The sequence below is a fragment of the Brevibacterium linens genome (assembly GCF_003999335.1).
In the GTDB taxonomy this organism is placed as follows: domain Bacteria; phylum Actinomycetota; class Actinomycetes; order Actinomycetales; family Brevibacteriaceae; genus Brevibacterium; species Brevibacterium linens.
In genome coordinates this window covers 1,803,825-1,819,827 of sequence record NZ_CP026734.1, presented here as the reverse complement: position 1 = coordinate 1,819,827, position 16,003 = coordinate 1,803,825, and the positions used below count along the sequence as shown (strand labels likewise).

20 protein-coding genes, 1 tRNA gene and 4 pseudogenes are annotated in these 16,003 nt (G+C 64.1%); 9 read left to right on the top strand and 16 right to left on the bottom strand.

The features are described 5' to 3' along the window. Positions 1-125: 125 nt before the first annotated feature. Positions 126-1,436 carry an MFS transporter gene (locus CXR29_RS08245; protein ID WP_101593592.1) on the bottom strand — a complete coding sequence of 437 codons (1,311 nt, stop codon included), beginning with the start codon at positions 1,434-1,436 and terminating at the stop codon, positions 126-128. Between the two features lie 260 nt (positions 1,437-1,696). On the opposite strand from CXR29_RS08245, the gene CXR29_RS08240 reads away from it, so the two are divergent. Next, complete coding sequence (locus tag CXR29_RS08240) at positions 1,697-2,116, top strand: phage holin family protein (protein WP_025780928.1); 420 nt, start codon at positions 1,697-1,699, stop codon at positions 2,114-2,116. Between the two features lie 72 nt (positions 2,117-2,188). Continuing rightward, positions 2,189-2,419, top strand: a complete 231-nt coding sequence (locus CXR29_RS08235) for a hypothetical protein (RefSeq protein WP_127364301.1) — start codon at positions 2,189-2,191, stop codon at positions 2,417-2,419. A 92-nt stretch (positions 2,420-2,511) separates the two neighbouring features. Here the strand turns inward: CXR29_RS08235 and CXR29_RS08230 are convergent, their stop codons facing one another. Next, positions 2,512-3,255 (bottom strand): alpha/beta fold hydrolase, encoded by a 744-nt coding sequence (locus CXR29_RS08230; protein ID WP_241241640.1) that lies wholly within the window; start codon positions 3,253-3,255, stop codon positions 2,512-2,514. Between the two features lie 133 nt (positions 3,256-3,388). After that, entirely contained in the window at positions 3,389-4,294 is a 906-nt protein-coding gene (locus CXR29_RS08225) for a universal stress protein (protein WP_101593594.1), read from the bottom strand. An 858-nt stretch (positions 4,295-5,152) separates the two neighbouring features. On the opposite strand from CXR29_RS08225, the gene CXR29_RS08220 reads away from it, so the two are divergent. The 3 genes from CXR29_RS08220 to CXR29_RS08210 all read left to right on the top strand — a co-directional run bounded on the left by CXR29_RS08220 (position 5,153) and on the right by CXR29_RS08210 (position 7,099). Beyond that, positions 5,153-6,454 (top strand): ISL3 family transposase, encoded by a 1,302-nt coding sequence (locus tag CXR29_RS08220; RefSeq protein WP_009881950.1) that lies wholly within the window; start codon positions 5,153-5,155, stop codon positions 6,452-6,454. 135 nt (positions 6,455-6,589) lie between these two features. After that, positions 6,590-6,817 (top strand): hypothetical protein, encoded by a 228-nt coding sequence (locus tag CXR29_RS08215; protein WP_101553991.1) that lies wholly within the window; start codon positions 6,590-6,592, stop codon positions 6,815-6,817. Between the two features lie 209 nt (positions 6,818-7,026). Continuing rightward, a tRNA-Ala gene (locus tag CXR29_RS08210) sits at positions 7,027-7,099 on the top strand. A 114-nt stretch (positions 7,100-7,213) separates the two neighbouring features. On the opposite strand, the gene CXR29_RS08205 is transcribed toward CXR29_RS08210, so the two are convergent. The 9 genes and pseudogenes from CXR29_RS08205 to CXR29_RS17630 form a co-directional block, all read right to left on the bottom strand. Then, positions 7,214-7,792: a methylated-DNA--[protein]-cysteine S-methyltransferase gene (locus tag CXR29_RS08205; RefSeq protein ID WP_101593596.1), complete on the bottom strand. Its 579-nt coding sequence runs from the start codon at positions 7,790-7,792 to the stop codon at positions 7,214-7,216. Between the two features lies 1 nt (position 7,793). Further along, positions 7,794-8,201, bottom strand: coding sequence for a DNA-3-methyladenine glycosylase family protein (locus CXR29_RS17650; protein WP_241241643.1), 408 nt, complete (start codon positions 8,199-8,201; stop codon positions 7,794-7,796). Positions 8,202-8,245: 44 nt separating this feature from the next. Further along, positions 8,246-9,004 (bottom strand): AlkA N-terminal domain-containing protein, encoded by a 759-nt coding sequence (locus tag CXR29_RS17645; RefSeq protein WP_241241669.1) that lies wholly within the window; start codon positions 9,002-9,004, stop codon positions 8,246-8,248. A 102-nt stretch (positions 9,005-9,106) separates the two neighbouring features. Further along, positions 9,107-9,195: pseudogene (locus tag CXR29_RS17640) on the bottom strand (Ada metal-binding domain-containing protein); the annotation flags it as partial. 92 nt (positions 9,196-9,287) lie between these two features. After that, complete coding sequence (locus CXR29_RS08195) at positions 9,288-9,917, bottom strand: hypothetical protein (RefSeq protein WP_127364308.1); 630 nt, start codon at positions 9,915-9,917, stop codon at positions 9,288-9,290. After that, positions 9,874-10,248: a bile acid:sodium symporter gene (locus tag CXR29_RS08190; protein WP_127364307.1), complete on the bottom strand. Its 375-nt coding sequence runs from the start codon at positions 10,246-10,248 to the stop codon at positions 9,874-9,876. Before CXR29_RS08190 ends, CXR29_RS08195 begins: the two co-directional genes overlap by 44 nt. Before the next feature lie 260 nt (positions 10,249-10,508). Then, entirely contained in the window at positions 10,509-10,721 is a 213-nt protein-coding gene (locus tag CXR29_RS17465) for a hypothetical protein (protein WP_206516265.1), read from the bottom strand. Positions 10,722-11,306: 585 nt separating this feature from the next. Next, positions 11,307-11,609 carry an extracellular solute-binding protein gene (locus CXR29_RS17635; RefSeq protein ID WP_241241642.1) on the bottom strand — a complete coding sequence of 101 codons (303 nt, stop codon included), beginning with the start codon at positions 11,607-11,609 and terminating at the stop codon, positions 11,307-11,309. A gap of 182 nt (positions 11,610-11,791) precedes the next feature. Next, complete coding sequence (locus CXR29_RS17630) at positions 11,792-12,055, bottom strand: molybdate ABC transporter substrate-binding protein (protein ID WP_241241641.1); 264 nt, start codon at positions 12,053-12,055, stop codon at positions 11,792-11,794. Positions 12,056-12,116: 61 nt separating this feature from the next. Between CXR29_RS17630 and CXR29_RS17910 the strand changes: the two genes are divergently transcribed. Further along, positions 12,117-12,362, top strand: a complete 246-nt coding sequence (locus CXR29_RS17910; RefSeq protein ID WP_164742799.1) for a hypothetical protein — start codon at positions 12,117-12,119, stop codon at positions 12,360-12,362. A 189-nt stretch (positions 12,363-12,551) separates the two neighbouring features. Here the strand turns inward: CXR29_RS17910 and CXR29_RS08165 are convergent. From CXR29_RS08165 to CXR29_RS17290, 3 genes and pseudogenes are all read right to left on the bottom strand, one after another. Next, positions 12,552-12,960: pseudogene (locus tag CXR29_RS08165) on the bottom strand (molybdenum cofactor biosynthesis protein MoaE). Between the two features lie 85 nt (positions 12,961-13,045). After that, positions 13,046-13,236, bottom strand: a pseudogene (locus CXR29_RS17905) (cyclic pyranopterin monophosphate synthase MoaC). A 175-nt stretch (positions 13,237-13,411) separates the two neighbouring features. Then, complete coding sequence (locus tag CXR29_RS17290; RefSeq protein WP_164742798.1) at positions 13,412-13,588, bottom strand: hypothetical protein; 177 nt, start codon at positions 13,586-13,588, stop codon at positions 13,412-13,414. 74 nt (positions 13,589-13,662) lie between these two features. Here CXR29_RS17290 and CXR29_RS17285 point away from each other — a divergent pair, with 74 nt between their 5' ends. Further along, entirely contained in the window at positions 13,663-14,172 is a 510-nt protein-coding gene (locus CXR29_RS17285) for a hypothetical protein (RefSeq protein WP_164742797.1), read from the top strand. Here the strand turns inward: CXR29_RS17285 and CXR29_RS08150 are convergent. Next, complete coding sequence (locus tag CXR29_RS08150) at positions 14,159-14,551, bottom strand: MoeA family protein (protein ID WP_164742796.1); 393 nt, start codon at positions 14,549-14,551, stop codon at positions 14,159-14,161. The genes CXR29_RS17285 and CXR29_RS08150 overlap by 14 nt on opposite strands. A gap of 103 nt (positions 14,552-14,654) precedes the next feature. Between CXR29_RS08150 and moaA the strand changes: the two are divergent. Continuing rightward, a pseudogene (moaA, locus tag CXR29_RS08145) lies at positions 14,655-15,739 on the top strand (GTP 3',8-cyclase MoaA). After that, entirely contained in the window at positions 15,740-15,985 is a 246-nt protein-coding gene (locus tag CXR29_RS08140; RefSeq protein ID WP_127364305.1) for a MoaD/ThiS family protein, read from the top strand. Positions 15,986-16,003 lie beyond the last annotated feature (18 nt).

Genomic DNA, 16,003 nt, shown 5'->3' with positions numbered 1-16,003 from the left:
GAGAGGCCACGATCCGTGGCGCACTTCACGATGGACCAGCGGACATCCTACTCCTCGGTTTTGCCGTGGTCACACCTGGCAATGCCCGGGACACGCCGTCCCAAAAAGCGGAAAATCAGAGTGATTCAGATCTCTTCATCGGCCTCTGTTACGCGCCTGCGTGACGGCTTGTCGCCTCGTCGATCGCCGCGTCTGTCGACGAACAGATTGAGCACACCGGCACACAGGACGATCGCCGAGGCGGCCACCGGAACAGCCATCGCCACGGCCGTTCCCAGATCCTCGGCGAGGATGCCGTTGACCGCTGAGGACACCGATTGGCCGACGATGATCGCCGACCCCGCCATCGACATCACGGTCGCCGACCGCCCGAGCGGGGCGCGTTCGGCAGCGAGGCTGAACAGGGTCACCAGGCTCGGCCCGATTCCCATGCCCATGAGCAGCAGTGCCACGACGATGACCGGCATCGACTCCGTCGACGCGAGGATGATCGACCCGGTGACCATTATCGGCGCGAAGCACAGCAGCCGGGCCCACAGCGCGAACGATGCGGGGAAGAGCGCCACAGAGATCGCCAGCACCGCCGAGCCGATGCCCATGACCCCGTAGATGAGACCGGCCTCCTCCGGTCGTCCGATGTCGTTGGTCAGCGCGGTCAGGGCGGTCAGCGTCGAGCCGAACACCATTCCGACGCCGAAGACGCCGAGGATGATGACGAAGACACCTGGGGTGAACATGTCCTTGGCCGGGGCACGCTCGCCGAGGCTGCTCGACCTCCCGGTCGGCCGCGCCCTCCCCGTCGGGTGCAGTGCGAAGGCGGAGACGAAGATCAGCGTCATCACGATCGCGCCGATGATGGGGGCAACCGGGGTGAAGAAGGTCGCCAAGAGTCCGACGAGGAAGGGCCCGAAGACGAAGATGACCTCATCGGCGGCGGATTCGTAGGCCATCGTGGCATTGAGCACTTTCGGCCGCCTCGGCGACGGCAGCACCGACATGACGATGTCGACGATGCGTGACCGCGACATCGGGGCGACCTGGGGCGAGGTGGCGCCGATCGCGAAGGCGGCGATGAAGACGACGACATCCGGCAGCGGGCTGAAGACGACCCACGCCATGAAGGTCAGTGCCGCACAGTTGAGGATGCCGGCGATGAGCAGCACGTAGCGCTGCCCCCAACGATCGGCGGCCGCCCCGATGAAGGAACCGAACAGGGCCGTGCCGAGTCCGACCATGGCGGAGTTGATTCCGCCCAGGCTCAGGGATCCGCGGCCGGCCACAACGAGGGTGAGGACACCGACGACGATCATGGCGAACGGCATGCGGGCGACGAAGGCGATCGGGAAATAGCTGCGTCCGACGGCCGAGAACAGAGTCGGAGAGGACTGCTGCGCGGTCGTGTCCCGAGTCGAGGCGGGTATGTCGCTGTCTGTCATATCAATCCAGTTTCTGCTCCCGCTCGTCCGGGAGATCGTGCCGCCGTGGTGACCTGGATCAAATCACTCGGTAGATGCACGCAGTTGGTCTGATGGTCTGAGAAAGTCGAACCGGAAGGTTCGTCTTCAGGCTACTGCGTTTGTCCGCGCGATTCGAGCGGCAGCGGACCCGGCGGCGTTGAGTTTCATCACCATGGCACAGACCCCGTTCCCATCGGCGACTCAGAAAGAACGCAGATCGGTCTGCGAGGATGACGACTATGAACTTCTTGTCTCGCGTCATCGTCAACGCATGTGCGATCTGGGTGGCCGCCTGGATTCTGCCGGGTGTGACGATCACAGGGAACCGGGTCGTCGAGGAGCAGGCCGGGGCCATTCCGGCGATGATCATCTCCTACCTTGTCATCGGCCTCATCTTCGGGTTGGCGAACGCCTTCATCAAACCGATCCTCAGCTTCGTCTCCGCCCCCATCACCTGTCTGACGCTGGGGCTGTTCTCCATCGTCATCAACGCGATCATGTTGGCGCTGACGAGTTGGCTCAGCGGGTTCACTCCTTTCGTCTTCACCATCGATTCGTTCTTCTTCTCCGCCATCCTCGCCGCGATCATCGTCTCGATCGTCTCCGCGCTGCTCGGATGGCTGGTCCCGGAGCGAAGCGCCGACCACGACCGGAGATGAGCAAAGTCCTCTACGCGATGTAGACTGTTGCTGAGAGTCAGCTGACCACCAGAAACTGTGCCGGAGGAGACCATGTCCGATATCGCCGCCCCGAAGAGAACCCGCAATTCCGCATCGTTTGCCGATGTCGTCGTCTTCATCGTCGCCTTCGTGCTCTTCCTGTTCGGGCTCTACCTCTTCGGAGCCGCGTTCTCCTCACCCGAGGGAACCGAGTTCTGGGTGTTCTGGGGCGGTCTGCTCGCATCGAGCTTCGCGTTCCTCGTCCCGATCGTCTACCGCTGGGCTCGCGACTCCCGACGCTGATCTCAGAATCGACGAGAAGGGCCGCTGCGCTGATGCGCAGCGGCCCTTCTCGTCGAATCACCGGCTGTCTCGTCGCCCTGTCACATGCCGAATCACCCGACGATTCGCCGGTGACAGAAATCCATGATCGCCGAGGCGGCTTCGACCGAGCGCTCATAGTGCACCAGATGGCCTACCCCGCCCAATTCCACGAAATCGACATCGGAGAGTTCGGCGACGAATGCGCGGGTAGGCTCGATCGGTGCGATCGCATCCCTGTCGCCGGCGATGACGAGCGTGGGCATGAACAGGTGGTCGGCCACCTCGGTGACGGTATGTGCGACGGATGTCGCGAACGCCTCCGACAGGGACCGCCGGTCGGCGAACGACGAGAAGTGCCGCGCGTGCTGATCGTGGATGTAGCGACGCAGCCCGGGATCGCGGGTCGTGGCCATGGCCACGCTCATGGCCCGGACGATCGCGGGGCTGCTCAGCAGGGACCGGCCGGCCTGCTCGGGCAGCCGCGCACCGAGGGCGTAGTAGGCGCGGGTGACCGCGGTGAGGAACCGCGCGGAGCCTTCCAGTGCGGGGCTGGTGATCGGGTTGATGAGCACGAGCTCGTCGACGTCGTCCTTGTACGATGCCGCGAGATGGCTGACCAGGATCGACCCGAAGGAGTGCCCCACGAGGATCGGCTTCACGCCCCGCTGTCTGCCGACCTCGGTGCGCAGTGCTGTGAGGTAGTCGACGAAGGCCGACAGCGACGAGCCTGAGTTCAGCGGACCAGTGAGCCCGAATCCGGGCAGATCGGGCACGATCACCTCACGGTCGGTGATGCTGCCGGCGATCAGCTCCATTCCATGATGGTCGCCGCGGAATCCATGCACCATCAGCAGAGGACGCCGACGCCGGTCACCCGGGTAGAGCCACGCGGCCGTGCTGTGCGAGCCCAGCCGGATGTCCGTCCGCTGTGATTGTCGTGTCCGCACCTCAGTCGGTTTCAGCGGTTCGCGGGCGACTCACTGCCCGGCGAGGGACGACCACGACGGGGACGGGAAGCACACGCAGCAGACGGCGGGCTCGCGCACCGACCGCGACCTTTCCGCCGCGGCCCAGGCGACTCGAGCCGATGAACGCGAGGTCTCCGGGCTGCCAGTCGATGGTCTCGGCCGCCTCTTCGATGTCGGCACCGGCCTTGGTTCTCACCGTGGCTCGGCCCGAGGTCAGCATCTCTGATGCTCGATCTGCCAGCACCGCTCCCCCGTACTGTTCGGCGAATTCGGTGATCTCGGCGACCTCGTCGTCATAGAGTCCGTCGTTCTCGACCAGGGACAGCAGTCTGAGGTCGACGCCGAGGCCGACAGCCGATTCGATGGCGGCACCGATGAGTGCCGAGGCCCCGGGGCGAGCACCGTAGAGTGCGGTCACTCGCGAGATCGGTCCGATATCCGACCGCCCCGACGGGGCGAGCACGACGGGCACCGGTGACGAGTGCAGAAGAGACGAGGCGACCGTGCCGATGCGCAGCTGTCGCATCAAGGTGGTGGCACGCGCACCGATGACGATGCCCACTGCGCCTTCCTTCTCTGCGACCTCTATGAGGCCCTTGGCCTCGTTCGAGGCGATGTGGATCGACCCTCTGGCGTGGATGTCATCGGGGATGAGGGCCAGGGCTTCGTCAAGCCAGTCGTCGATCTGCTGAGCCACGATCCCGGCACCGTCCTTCGGCACTGCGCTGCCGGCGAGAATCGTCGATGATTCCGGTCGGACGATGGTGACCACGAGTTCGACATCGATGGACCGCGCGATCGAAATGGCCAGTGAGATCGCGTCCCGGCCCCTATCCGTGGCGATGTATCCGACGACCAGACGTCTGGTGGTGGCGGTCTCTGACATTCTCAACTCCTGTAGCTGCGCGTCCGACTGATGCTCGTCTCTCCCGATTCTACGTCGGCGCAAACAGAGCATCGACCTGACGATTTCGAGAGTCCCTTTTCAAGCACGTACAGACGAAGTGAAATTGTTTGGGAAAATAATGAACAAAACTCCCACGGCCTTGAAAGCTGTGCTAAATTCGACAGTGCAATTACGGATTCGCAGACATCAACCTGATTGCAACCTGACAATAGCGGACGTTGACGCCGTCCCCACGAGATCCACGACCATGAAAGGAGAGCAGTGACGATGATGAACTTTCTTGCAGGCCCCGACCTTCGACCGGCTTGGCATGAAAATGCTGCCTGCCCGATTGGCGGACAAGGACTCGTCGGCTGACACAGCCGTCTCTCACGTCTTTTCCACCGGTTGGCTTCCGGCCACCGTTGTCCTCTGAGCCACCGGTTGCCTGATACCCGGCATTCTTCACGTCTGGCACGTGTCCAGATCATTCCAGCATGCTCTTCGGCGCTGTAGCGCCGCCAGCAGCCAGTCCTGATCCGGTCACATCACGCCGACATCTTTGAGCTCGGTCGCTGACCGGCGGTCATCGCGTCCGCGCACGGTTCGATCGTGTGCCTTCTGCCTGACCTCCGGCCATACCGGCTTCAAAGCTCTTCCGGATTCCGTTGCCGTTTCAATGAGTCAGTCATCTCATTGGCCCATTGCGACAATGGCAATTATCCGCCTTTGCTAATTGCACCCTTTTTCGGCTCTTCGCAGTTGAGGGTGTAGAACCGGTGCGCGTCGCTACACAGAAATAGGTCGAGGCCTTTCGAAGATGGAATTTCCTAGACAAACCATCCGAAAGACCTCGACGTGCACCACCTTACGTTCTCCACCCCTGACCTCACCACGTTCTGCCACCTCGACACACTCGGCCTGCACTGCACGGGCCAACACGTCACCGATTCAGAAACAGTTCTCCTGTGCACCCCAACCACTGACGATGAGTGGTGCCACCGATGCGGCGGACATGGCCGGCCCCGCGATACTGTGACCCGGAAATTGGCTCACGAACCCTTCGGGCACCGTCCCACCACCCTGCTCATCCGACTCCGTCGCTACAAGTGCGAACTCTGTGGGCGCGTGTGGCGCCATGACACCGACCAAGCAGCCCCAGCCAGGGCCAAGATCTCGCGCACCGGACTCGCATGGGCTTTGAAAGCACTCGTTGTCGATCACGCCACGATCTCCGTCATCGCGGCCAAGCTCGCTGTATCCTGGCACACCGCTAATGACGCGATCCTGGCCGAAGGACATCGGGCTCTCATCGACGATCCTTCCCGGTTCGATAACGTGAGCGTCATCGGCGTCGACGAACATGTCTGGCGGCACACCAGACGGGGTGACAAGTACGTGACCGTGATCATCGATCTCACCCCGATCCGCGATCAGACAGGACCAGCGAGATTGCTGGACATGGTTGAGGGACGATCGAAGGCCGTGTTCAAATCGTGGCTGGCCCGGCAGTCGAAGGCCTTCCGCGATGGAATCGAGGTCGTGGCGATGGATGGGTTCACCGGGTTCAAGACCGCTGCTGTCGAAGAGCTGCCGGCCGCGGTGGAAGTGATGGATCCCTTCCATGTCGTCAAGCTCGCCGGGGACAGTCTGGACGAGGTCCGCAGGCGTGTTCAGCAGGAAACGACCGGGCACCGCGGGAAGAAGGGCGACCCGTTGTATCAGGCCCGGCGGACTCTGCACACCGGGTGTCAGTTACTCACCGAGCGGCAGCAGCAACGGATCGTCGCTCTCTTTGCTGATGAGAATCATGCTGATGTGGAGGTGACCTGGAGCGTGTTCCAAGACATCATCACCGCCTACCGCAACCCGGACCGAACCGCGGGGAAGAAGTCGCTGCAGTCGATCATCGACTCCATCTCGTCCGGGGTGCCTGCTGGTCTTGTTGAGCTGCGCCGGCTGGGGCGGACGTTGAAGAAGCGGGCTATGGATGTGTTGGCGTATTTCGATCGGCCGGGGACGTCGAACGGTCCGACGGAAGCATTGAACGGCAGGCTGGAACACCTACGTGGATCGGCGCTGGGGTTCCGGAACCTCACCCACTACATCGCCCGAAGCTTGCTCGAGACGGGAGGATTCAGACCCCGATTACACCCCTAACTGCGAAGAGCCCCTTTTTCGGGTGATTCATTGCCATTAGACGGCATTTTCGGAATCTGTTTATCTCACCATCATTCCGGGATACCTCCTGCCCTTTTGCGGATATCCCCTGCCCGAAAACCACGAGGAAGAATTGTGTCGACCACGTTCCCATTCACCTATCCACGCCGCTGGGCCCTGACCACCGGGATGAAGCTCATCCGGTGGGCTCGCCGCCCGGCCCCGACCGCGGAAACCCGTCGCCTCAAGGCAGCCCGTCGCCAACAGGCTCGCCTGCGCGAACACGCTCGCGAACAGCGTGTGCGCGAACTGCGCGAACGGGACATCGTGCGCTACCTCAGCCAGGTCCGGCCGTTCATCTGAGCCGCCGTGGAGAATCCTCCTCGAGCAGTCGACTCGTCACGGCCCGGGTTCACGGGACTCGGGTCGTGGAGCGACCATTGGCGGGGGTGTAGCGACCCTAGATGAGCACTTCACCAACAGATTTTCAGCAGCGTCATGCCATGTGGCGAGCGTCACTCTCCGCCGATTTGGTCTCCCACCCGCACCTGGGTAGTATTGTTCAGGCAAGCGGGGGTATGGCGCAGTTGGTAGCGCGTCTCCATGGCATGGAGAAGGTCAGGGGTTCGAATCCCCTTACCTCCACCGCAGAAGGGCCGGGAATCCGAAAAGGTTCCCGGCCCTTCCTCTTCCCCAATTGCTACCTGACGGCGGCCCAGCAACCTCGCGCGAGGTTGCTGGGCCGCCGTCAGGTAGTAATTAGAGGGAGTTTTCTAGGGTGAGCAGGTGTCGCTTGTTGGCCTCGCCCCAGGCGTAGCCGGTCATGGAGCCGTCCGCGCCGATGACACGGTGACAGGGGACGATGATGCTGATCGGATTCTTGCCGTTCGCCGCGCCCACTGCTCGCGCAGCGCCGGGTCGGCCCAGCATTTCGGCGAGTTCTCCGTAGCCGGCGGTGCTGCCATAGGGGATCTGAGTCAGTGCCTGCCACACCTGCCGCTGGAATTCGGTGCCCTTTGCCGCCAACGGCAGATCGAACCGGGTGCGCTCACCGGCGAAGTACTCCCCCAGCTGGGCCTTCGTGCGCTCGAAGATTTCGAGGTCGTCGGCCGGTGTCGGATCGACGCCGAACGTCTTGTGCAGGCGCGCATCGATCGCCTCGGAGACGTCGAGGTAGAGACCGGTAAGGTGGGTTCCGTCCGAGTTGAGGAGGACCGGTCCGATCTCCGTGTCGATGATGGTCGAATACACCGGCGCCGAGGCGACCGGCAGTCCGATGGTTCCGCTCGGTTCCGTTGTCGGATCAGTGTGAGACGAGGTGTTCGTCGAGGTGGTCATATCAGGGTGTCCTTTCGACACGGCGGGCGTGATGGGCCCACAGCAGATGGGTGAGGTACGAACGCCACGGGCTGGAGTTCTTCGAGAGCTCTTTCCAGTCCCCGATGAAAGCTGAGGTCTCATTGAGTTCGGCGATCGCCTTCTTGACGCCGAGGTCGGAGTCCACGAAGACATCGGGGTCGCCAAGTGCGCGCATCCGGATATAGCCGTTGCTCCAGGGGCCGATCCCCGGCAGTGCCAACAGATTCCGGCTTGCTTCATCCCGGTCGGCCCCAGCCCCCAAGTCCACGCTTCCATCTGCCAAAGCCGACGACAGAGCTGCAATTGTGCGGATCCTGCTCTCTGGCAGAGCCCAGTCCGATGCGGGGACAGCAGCGATCGCCTCGGCGGTGGGGAACAGTCTGTCCACGCCGTTGACTACAAGTTCCGGCGGCAGCGGTTCTCTGGCTCCTGCTACGAGTCGCCCCAAGTGAGTACTCGCCGCGGCCAACGAAATCTGCTGCCCGAGTACGGTGCGCAGGGCCAGTTCGACAGGGTCGCTGTGCCCTGGCGAACGGATTCCGGGCCAGTCGTCGACGAGGCGGGCCAAGCCTGCGGATCGCAGAGTCTCTGCCACCGCCGCGGGTCGGCATCGAGGTCGAAGGTTCGGCGAGTCCGGGCTACGGCGCTACCGAGGTCTCTGGTATCGGCCAGGCGGAGGCGACAATCGACGAAATCTCCGGCTCCTTGTCGCACGGTGATCACTGCCGGGCCATGGGGCAGTCGCAGCGAACGGGTGTACGCCCCGTCCGCGACCGTTTCGATCCCGGGCACGGCTCGGACAGCGAAGTACTCGAGCAGATGTGAGAAGTCGGACGGCGGACGATAGGCCAGTCTCAGGTTGAGCTCATCGGCCACGGGTTGGTCGGTTCCGGGGCTGCGCAGCTGACGGGGACTGATCGAGTACATTTCGCGGAAAGTGTCGTTGAACTGTCGGATGCTGGAGAATCCGGCGGCGAAGGCGATGTCGCTCATCGGCATCGATGTGACTTCGATAAGTGTTCGGGCAGTCCGAACGCGTTCAGTGCGGGCCAAAGCCAAAGGCCCTGCGCCGAGTTCGGCATGGATGAGGCGTCCGAGCTGACGTGTGCTGTATCCGAGTTCGGCGGCCAGTGTTTCGACTCCCCCTCGGTCGACGGCACCGTCACGGATGAGCCTTACGGCCCGAGCCACAATGTCACCTCGAGTGTCCCACTGTGGAGAATTCGGGCTGGCGTCCGGGCGGCACCGCCGGCAGGCTCGGAATCCGGCATCGGCGGCCGCAGCTGCTGTGACGAAGAAGTCGACGTTCTCCCGCTTCGGTGTCTTCGCCGGGCACGAGGGACGGCAGAAGATCCGGTGGTGCGCACCGCGGTGAAGAACATGCCATCGAACCGGCGGTCACGCGAGGTGACTGCCTGATAGCACTGGTCGGACGTGAACATAGTCCCATTCTCCGCCGTGAAGCGCAGGAATACTAGCGGTTTTCGGACACGGCAGTCGCGGGAACCAGCCGAGGCAGAATGCGGACAAGGATGAGCAGAACGATCAGTTCCGTGAGGGTCTGGGTCACGACTGCGGCGGGGCCGCTCCTCTCTCCGGTGATCGCCCGAACGAGGGGAAGCATGACGAGTGAATTGCGAGTCACCCCGGACAGGATCACGGCTCGGGATTGGTCTGCAGCCATCTGCGTCGCGCGTGTGAGGATCCACCCGGCGACCGCCATCACGACCGCGAAGACTGCGAAGACCAACGCCGCAGTGCCCAAATGCCCAGCAGAACCAGCGATCACCGGAATGACCGAGGCAGTGATGACTAGCAGAGTCAGGGCCATCACCGGGTCCATCAGCTTTGCGGCCGATTCGACGACGCGATCCACCCGGGGCTGTCTGCGGGCTAGGGTGCGAACCAGGACGGCGGCGATGAGCGGAATGACGATGAACAGCAGCAGCGCTTCGCCAGGGGCCGAATCGGCAGATCGATGCTCGTTCGCCCGCCGGTGATCGCCCACAGCAGGACCGGCAGCAACAGCAGCTGAGCGATCATCAGCATCGGGGTGAGCATCAGCAGCTGGTCGGCGCACCTCCGGCAGCTCGCGTGAACGCAATGACGTAGTCGATGCACGGGCACAGCAGAACGATGAGCACTGCGGGCACGATCGGATCAGCAATGTCGAAGACCGCGATGAGACCAGCGACGACCGCGGGAACGACGACGAAGTTCATCCCGGCCACAAGTGCGAGGAAACGACGATCACGAAGAGCACGCAGACCCGAGTCGAACGGAAGCTCCAAGAACGTGAGGAAGAGCAGTGCGATGAGGCACGGGGTCAGTGCCGCTTCGGCGAGGCCGGCGAAGCCAGCGATCCCAACACCGAGGATGCCTCCGAGCACCGCTCCGCCGAACCACACCAGCACCTGCAGGGTCGAACTGTGCACCTATCGGCCCCTGAGAGTCAGTGTGTGTCGGGCCAGTAGTAGGAATCCGGCAGGGAGCGCTTGCCGAAGATCGCTTGGCCGACGCGCACACAGTCGCGCCCTCTTCGATGGCGACTTCGAAGTCACCGGACATGCCCATCGACAGACGCCCGGGGCCCAGCAGCTCAGCATCGGTGTCGCGGACCTGGTCACGCAGTGTGCGCAGCGTCTGAAAACAGGGCCGGACGCGGTCGATGTCGGCTGAGAGATCGCCAGGGTCATCAGACCCTGCACCTTGAGCGTCTCGAAGGCCTGGACCTCTTGAGGAATGCGGGCAGCTCTTCCGGCGGCATTCCGAATTTCGAGTCCTCCGTAGAGGTGTTGACCTGCACGTACACGTCGAGGCTGCGTCCCTTCGGCTTCGAGTCTGCGGTCGAGTGCTTGGCGACCTTGAGCCGGTCGAGGGCTTGGAATTCGCTGGCGAACTGCGCCACGAACTTGCTTGTTCGACTGCAGGTGGCCGATCACTGCCCAGTCGATGTCGAGATCGGCCATCTCCTCGGATTTCCGGTGAGCCTCTTGGACCTTGTTCTCTCCCAATCTCGCACACCCAGCGGCGACGGCGAGTCGGATGCGCTCTTCGGGCACGGTCGGCCCGCCGCTTCGAGCCCTCCGCCGAGGATGGCCGACCGACCCCAGGTGTAGAGCAGCGCGAGACCGCTGACCACCGGCGGCAGCACGAGAGGCAGCAGGATGAGGGTGCGCACGATGCGCTGGCCGGGAACCGCCGAGTGGCGAGCAGGTACCGAGGGGGAAGCCGATGAGGACGCTGATGAGTGCCGAGGTCACCGAGGTCAGCAGGGACAGCCTCATCGCCAGGCGGGATTCCTCGGCCGTGATCACGGCGAGCAGACTCTGGGCATCGACCCGAGTGAGCATGCCGATGATCGGCAGGAGCAGGAAGACGATGCCGATGACGGCGGGCAGCCACAGCCAGCCGGGGACGAGCGATTCCGATCTGGTCGCCGCGGGGGCGGACCGGGACGTCTCGCGACGCATCGGAGCAGGCGCAGGCATGGTCAGCCCGCAGCGAATCCGGCGTCGCGCAGCAGCTTCTGGGCCGTGTCGGAACCGAGGAACTTCACGAAGTCGTCGGCTTGGTCCTGGTTCTCGCTGGCCCTGACAGCGGCGGCCGGGTACTTGTTGATGACCTGGTCGGCGCCGTCGAGCTCGACCTGTTCGACCTTGCCGCCTCCACGGGCGATATCAGTGACGTAGACGATTCCGGCGTCGGCCTGGCCGGCGCTGACCTTGCCGAGCACATCGGTGACCGAGTTCTCTTCGCTGACCGGATCGAGTGCGACGTCGTTGAGGTCGCCCACTTCTGAGTGCGGCCCGCAGGGCACCTGAGTGCGCAGACGACGAGGTCGGTCCCGGAAAAGTCCTTGGAGCTCGTGATCGCCTGCGGATTTCCTCGGCCACGGCCAGGGTGAGCGTGTTCGAAGCGAACATCTCAGGCTCGCCGGCAAGCAGATCGTCGGAGGCGAGTGTGTCCATCGTCTTCTCATCGGGCGGTGGCGATGACGTCGGCGGGGGCGCCTTCGGAGATCTGCGAGACGAGGTCGGAGGAACCGGCGAAAGAGAACTTCACGTCTGGTGCGTTCGGATCGGCGGCGGTGTACTCATCGGCGATGTCGTCGAAGACTTCGGTGAGCGAAGCGGCGGCGAAGACGGTGATCTCCTCCGGTTCGTCCGCCTCGGCGTGCGGATCCGATCCCGATGAACAGGCGGTCAGGGTCAGGGCTGCGACGGTGCAGAGCCCCAGCAAGGTTTCTTCATACTCCTATTGAACCCGCAAATGCGACTCCGTGTCGACTTCAGCTCCGATTATGAGACTCTACGCTCGCGTGCTGCCAGGCACGGCCGGTCCTCATGAACTCGGAACGGTGTCGATCGACACCATCGTCGCCTTCACCGAGGCGGTCGCAAGTCTGCCGCTCGAGCCCGAGTCGCGGCAGGCTTCGGCCGACATCAGCGACACCACCGGAAGGACCGCACTGCATGCTGACCTGGGCCATCACTCCGTCGATGCTGACGTCCGTGACGAGACCGGCGAAGCGTTGCGTGAGGACTGACGACTCCGCGGGGTCCGGCAGAGCCTCGAGCGATTGAGCGAGAGCGGCGAGCTCACTGCCGTCGACACCGCCCGATTCGAGCGTCCTTTGCTGGACAGTCGACCGTCGGCGACCCACCGGCGCACGGTGTCATCGCTGACGCCGAGAACCGTGCCGCTCGCTGATCCGCAGTCGGTCATTCGAGGGCTCCTACCCATTCGTCACTGCCATCGCTGAAGTGCTGATGCTTCCAGATCGCCACCCGAGCCTTGACCTCGTCGATGAGTTCGCAGCAGCGAGGAAGGAGTCCTTCCGATGGGCTGAGGCGACGACTGCGGCCAGTGCCACATCGCCGATCTCGAGGTCGCCGACGCGGTGGACGACGGAGAGCCTGACCGCAGGGTGCCGGCGCATGTCCGCAGCCACCTCGGCGATCTGGTGGAGCCAGGGGGTGGGATTCGTAGTGCAGACGAGCGACTCCCCGACCCTCGTCGTGGTCGCGGATGACTCCGGAGAAGCTGACGACGGCACCGCAGTCTCCGTGAGACCTGGGGTTCGAGTTCCTGGGTCGAAATCGGGACTCGATGACTCCCGTGGTCACGACTGTGCCGGTGCTCATGACTCCGCGTCCAATCTCCGCTCTTCCGCCGGTCTTCTCGACGACCTTGATGTCGCTGATGACGCCTGGTTGTCGACGGCCTTGATCATGTCAAGATCGCCAGCGCGGCCGTGGTCACAGCCGTCAGGGCTTCCATTTCGACGCCTGTCTTCGACACGGTCTTCACCGCGGCGGTGATGGCCACCGCGTCCTCGCGGAGTTCGAACTCCACGTCGATTCCCGTCAGGGCAGCGGATGGCACAGCGGGATGAGGTCGCTGGTGCGCTTGGCGCCCATGACGGCGGCGATGCGGGCCACGGCAGAGCATCGCCCTTGGGAAGCCCCGCCTCGGCGATGAGTCGATGACCTCGGCACGATGGTGATGAGCCGGAGGCAACGGCTCGGCGCTTCGTGACGTCCTTGTCGCCACATCGACCATCTGGCGGTTCCGGATGCTCGACGTGGCTGAGTTTCATGCGATCTTCCACGTCAACAGCCTATCTCCCACAGCTGAGAACGGATCGTCTGCTCCCGCGTCCTCGGGTGAGACGAAGACGAGGTGCGTGGCTTCGGCATAGCTGTGGAGCAGGTGGGACCGGGAGTCGCCGACGAATTCGAGACCGGCGTCGGTGAGTCTGGCGCGGCGCACCTGCAGCTTTCCGGCCGGAGGGGCTTCGTCGAATCCGTGTGCCAGTCGGTGGAGGCCGGCCTCGCGGGGCGGTCGTGGTCGGCCAGTCCGAGCAGGGCGGGCCGGATGAAGAGTTCGAAGCTGATGAGTGTGCTCACCGGGTTGCCCGGCAGCGCGACCCACGCATGATCGGCCAGGCGTCCGCAGCCCTGCGGTCCCCCGGCTGCATGGCGATCGGTTCGAAGGTCATCGAAGAATCCGCATCGAGGTCGGCCGCGAGCTTGACGACTTCGTGCGCTCCCTTCGAGATGCCCCCGGTGGAGATGACGAGCTCCGCATCGCTGTCGCGGACTCGGTCGAGCAGCTGCTGTGGTCGTCGGGACGAACGCCGCCTCGGTATCGACGCCGAGGCGACGCAGCCCGGCGTTCAGCGTCACGGAGTTCGCGTCGTTGATCCCGGCGGCCGCGTCAGCGGCGATCTCATCACCCGTGCTCACGACGAGCACGCGCGGGAGACCGAGCACCGGAAGTTGGTTCACCCCACACGCGGCGGCCACGCCGAGTGGGCCGGTGTCAGCAAGGTGCCCGCACTCAGCACGGTCTGACCGGTGCGGACGTCGGATCCGCGGCGTCGGACGAAGGTTCCGGGCGTGGTTCTGCACGAGCGTCGAGGGTGATGGCATCGGCTCCGAAGCGTCCCGGGGAGGTGTCCTCGATCTTGACGACCATATCGGTGCCCGCAGGCAGCGGCGCCCCGGTCATGATCTCCACTGCAGTGCCCGGCAGCACCGGCTGACCGTGTGCACCGGCAGCGACACGCCCGTGCACGGGAATCGGGCGGTCGCGCATCTCGTCGACGGTGGCGGCGGCCAGGGCGTAGCCGTCCATGCTCGAGTTGTCGAAGCCGGGGACATCGATCGGCGATTCCACATCGGCGGTCAGCCGCCTCGGCGTCTCCAGCAGAGAACTCAGCGGCAGGCTCACCGACCGGTCAGGGGCGCGATCATCTCGGATATCCGCTCACGGTGCATCTTCGCAGTAGTCATGGGACGATGATATCGACACGCTTTTCAAGGAGGATGACGCAATGGAGAAGATCGGCCTGCCCATGCCGGTGCTCAGAACTCCGACGGTCGACCCGGCGAGGAGTTCACCGGCCACACCGAGGACGCACTGCTCGACACCTTCGATCGCCGCGCTCGCGACCTCCGCATCTCCCTCACGGACTTCTGCAACCTGCGCTGCACCTACTGCATGCCGGAGGAAGGCGTCGAGTTCATGTCCCGCGATTCCGCGATGACCGGCGACGAGATCGTCCGCTTCGTCCGCATCGCGGTAGAGAAGTTCGGCGTCGACCAGGTCCGGTTCACCGGCGGCGAACCCCTGACACGCAAGGACATCAACGAGATCATCGCCGGCGTTGCGGCACTGGAGCCGCGACCGAACATCGCACTGACGACGAACGCGATCGGGCTCGACAAACGCGCCGCACGGCTGAAGGACGCGGGACTCGATCGCATCAACGTCTCTCTCGACACGATCGATCCGGAAACCTTCGAGTCCATGACCCGACGTCCGTTCCTCAAACGGGTGCTCGAGGGCATCGACGGGCGAAGGCCGCCGGCCTCGAGCCCGTGAAGATCAATGCCGTGCTGCTGCCCGGCGTCAACGATGCACAGGCTCCGGATCTGCTGCAGTGGTGCCTCGAGCAGGATCTGAGTCTGCGGTTCATCGAGCAGATGCCCCTGGATGCCGGACATTCCTGGGATCGAACGTCGATGATCACCGCCGCGGACATCTTCGCCCTCCTCGAGCCCCGCTTCGTACTCACCCCGGATTCGGCTCCGCGCAACGGCGCCCCGGCGGAGAAGTTCCTCGTCGCCGATCGACGCCGTCCCGATACGATCCTCGCACCGTCGGAATCATCGCTTCTGTCACGCGTCCGTTCTGTGCGGACTGCACCCGCACGCGGCTGACCGCAGAGGGTCGTGTGCGCACCTGCCTGTTCTCCACACCGAGGTCGATCTGCTCACCGCGATGCGCGAGGGGGCCTCGGACGATTCGATTGCGAACCTGTGGAAGGGTGCGCATTGGAAGAAGCTCGCCGGTCACGGGATGGACACGGATTCGTTCGAGCAGCCACAGCGTCCCATGAGCGCCATCGGAGGATAAGTGCCCACCATCACCGTTCGGTTCTTCGCCGCAGCCCGCGAGGCCTTCGGCGCCCGCGAATCACAGATGAATGCCGAGACCGTCGATGAGCTCGTCACGACCCTCGCCGAGGCGGCCGCCCCCCAAGCCGCGACCGTGCTGTCGCGCTCGAGCTTCCTCGTCAATTCCGTGGCCGCGACCGATAAGTCGGTGCACTTGGCCGATGGTGACACCGTCGATGTCCTCCCGCCGTTCGCCGGCGGGTGAGGTTCTGAGCAGACCGGC

Excerpts from the sequence above, each read along its gene's own strand:
- CXR29_RS08245 (WP_101593592.1), bottom strand. The coding sequence starts at position 1,436 with ATGACAGACAGCGACATACCCGCCTCGACTCGGGACACGACCGCGCAG.
- CXR29_RS08240 (WP_025780928.1), top strand. The coding sequence starts at position 1,697 with ATGAACTTCTTGTCTCGCGTCATCGTCAACGCATGTGCGATCTGGGTG.
- CXR29_RS08235 (WP_127364301.1), top strand. The coding sequence starts at position 2,189 with ATGTCCGATATCGCCGCCCCGAAGAGAACCCGCAATTCCGCATCGTTT.
- CXR29_RS08230 (WP_241241640.1), bottom strand. The coding sequence starts at position 3,255 with ATGGAGCTGATCGCCGGCAGCATCACCGACCGTGAGGTGATCGTGCCC.
- CXR29_RS08225 (WP_101593594.1), bottom strand. The coding sequence starts at position 4,294 with ATGTCAGAGACCGCCACCACCAGACGTCTGGTCGTCGGATACATCGCC.
- CXR29_RS08205 (WP_101593596.1), bottom strand. The coding sequence starts at position 7,792 with ATGACCACCTCGACGAACACCTCGTCTCACACTGATCCGACAACGGAA.
- CXR29_RS17910 (WP_164742799.1), top strand. The coding sequence starts at position 12,117 with ATGAGACTCTACGCTCGCGTGCTGCCAGGCACGGCCGGTCCTCATGAA.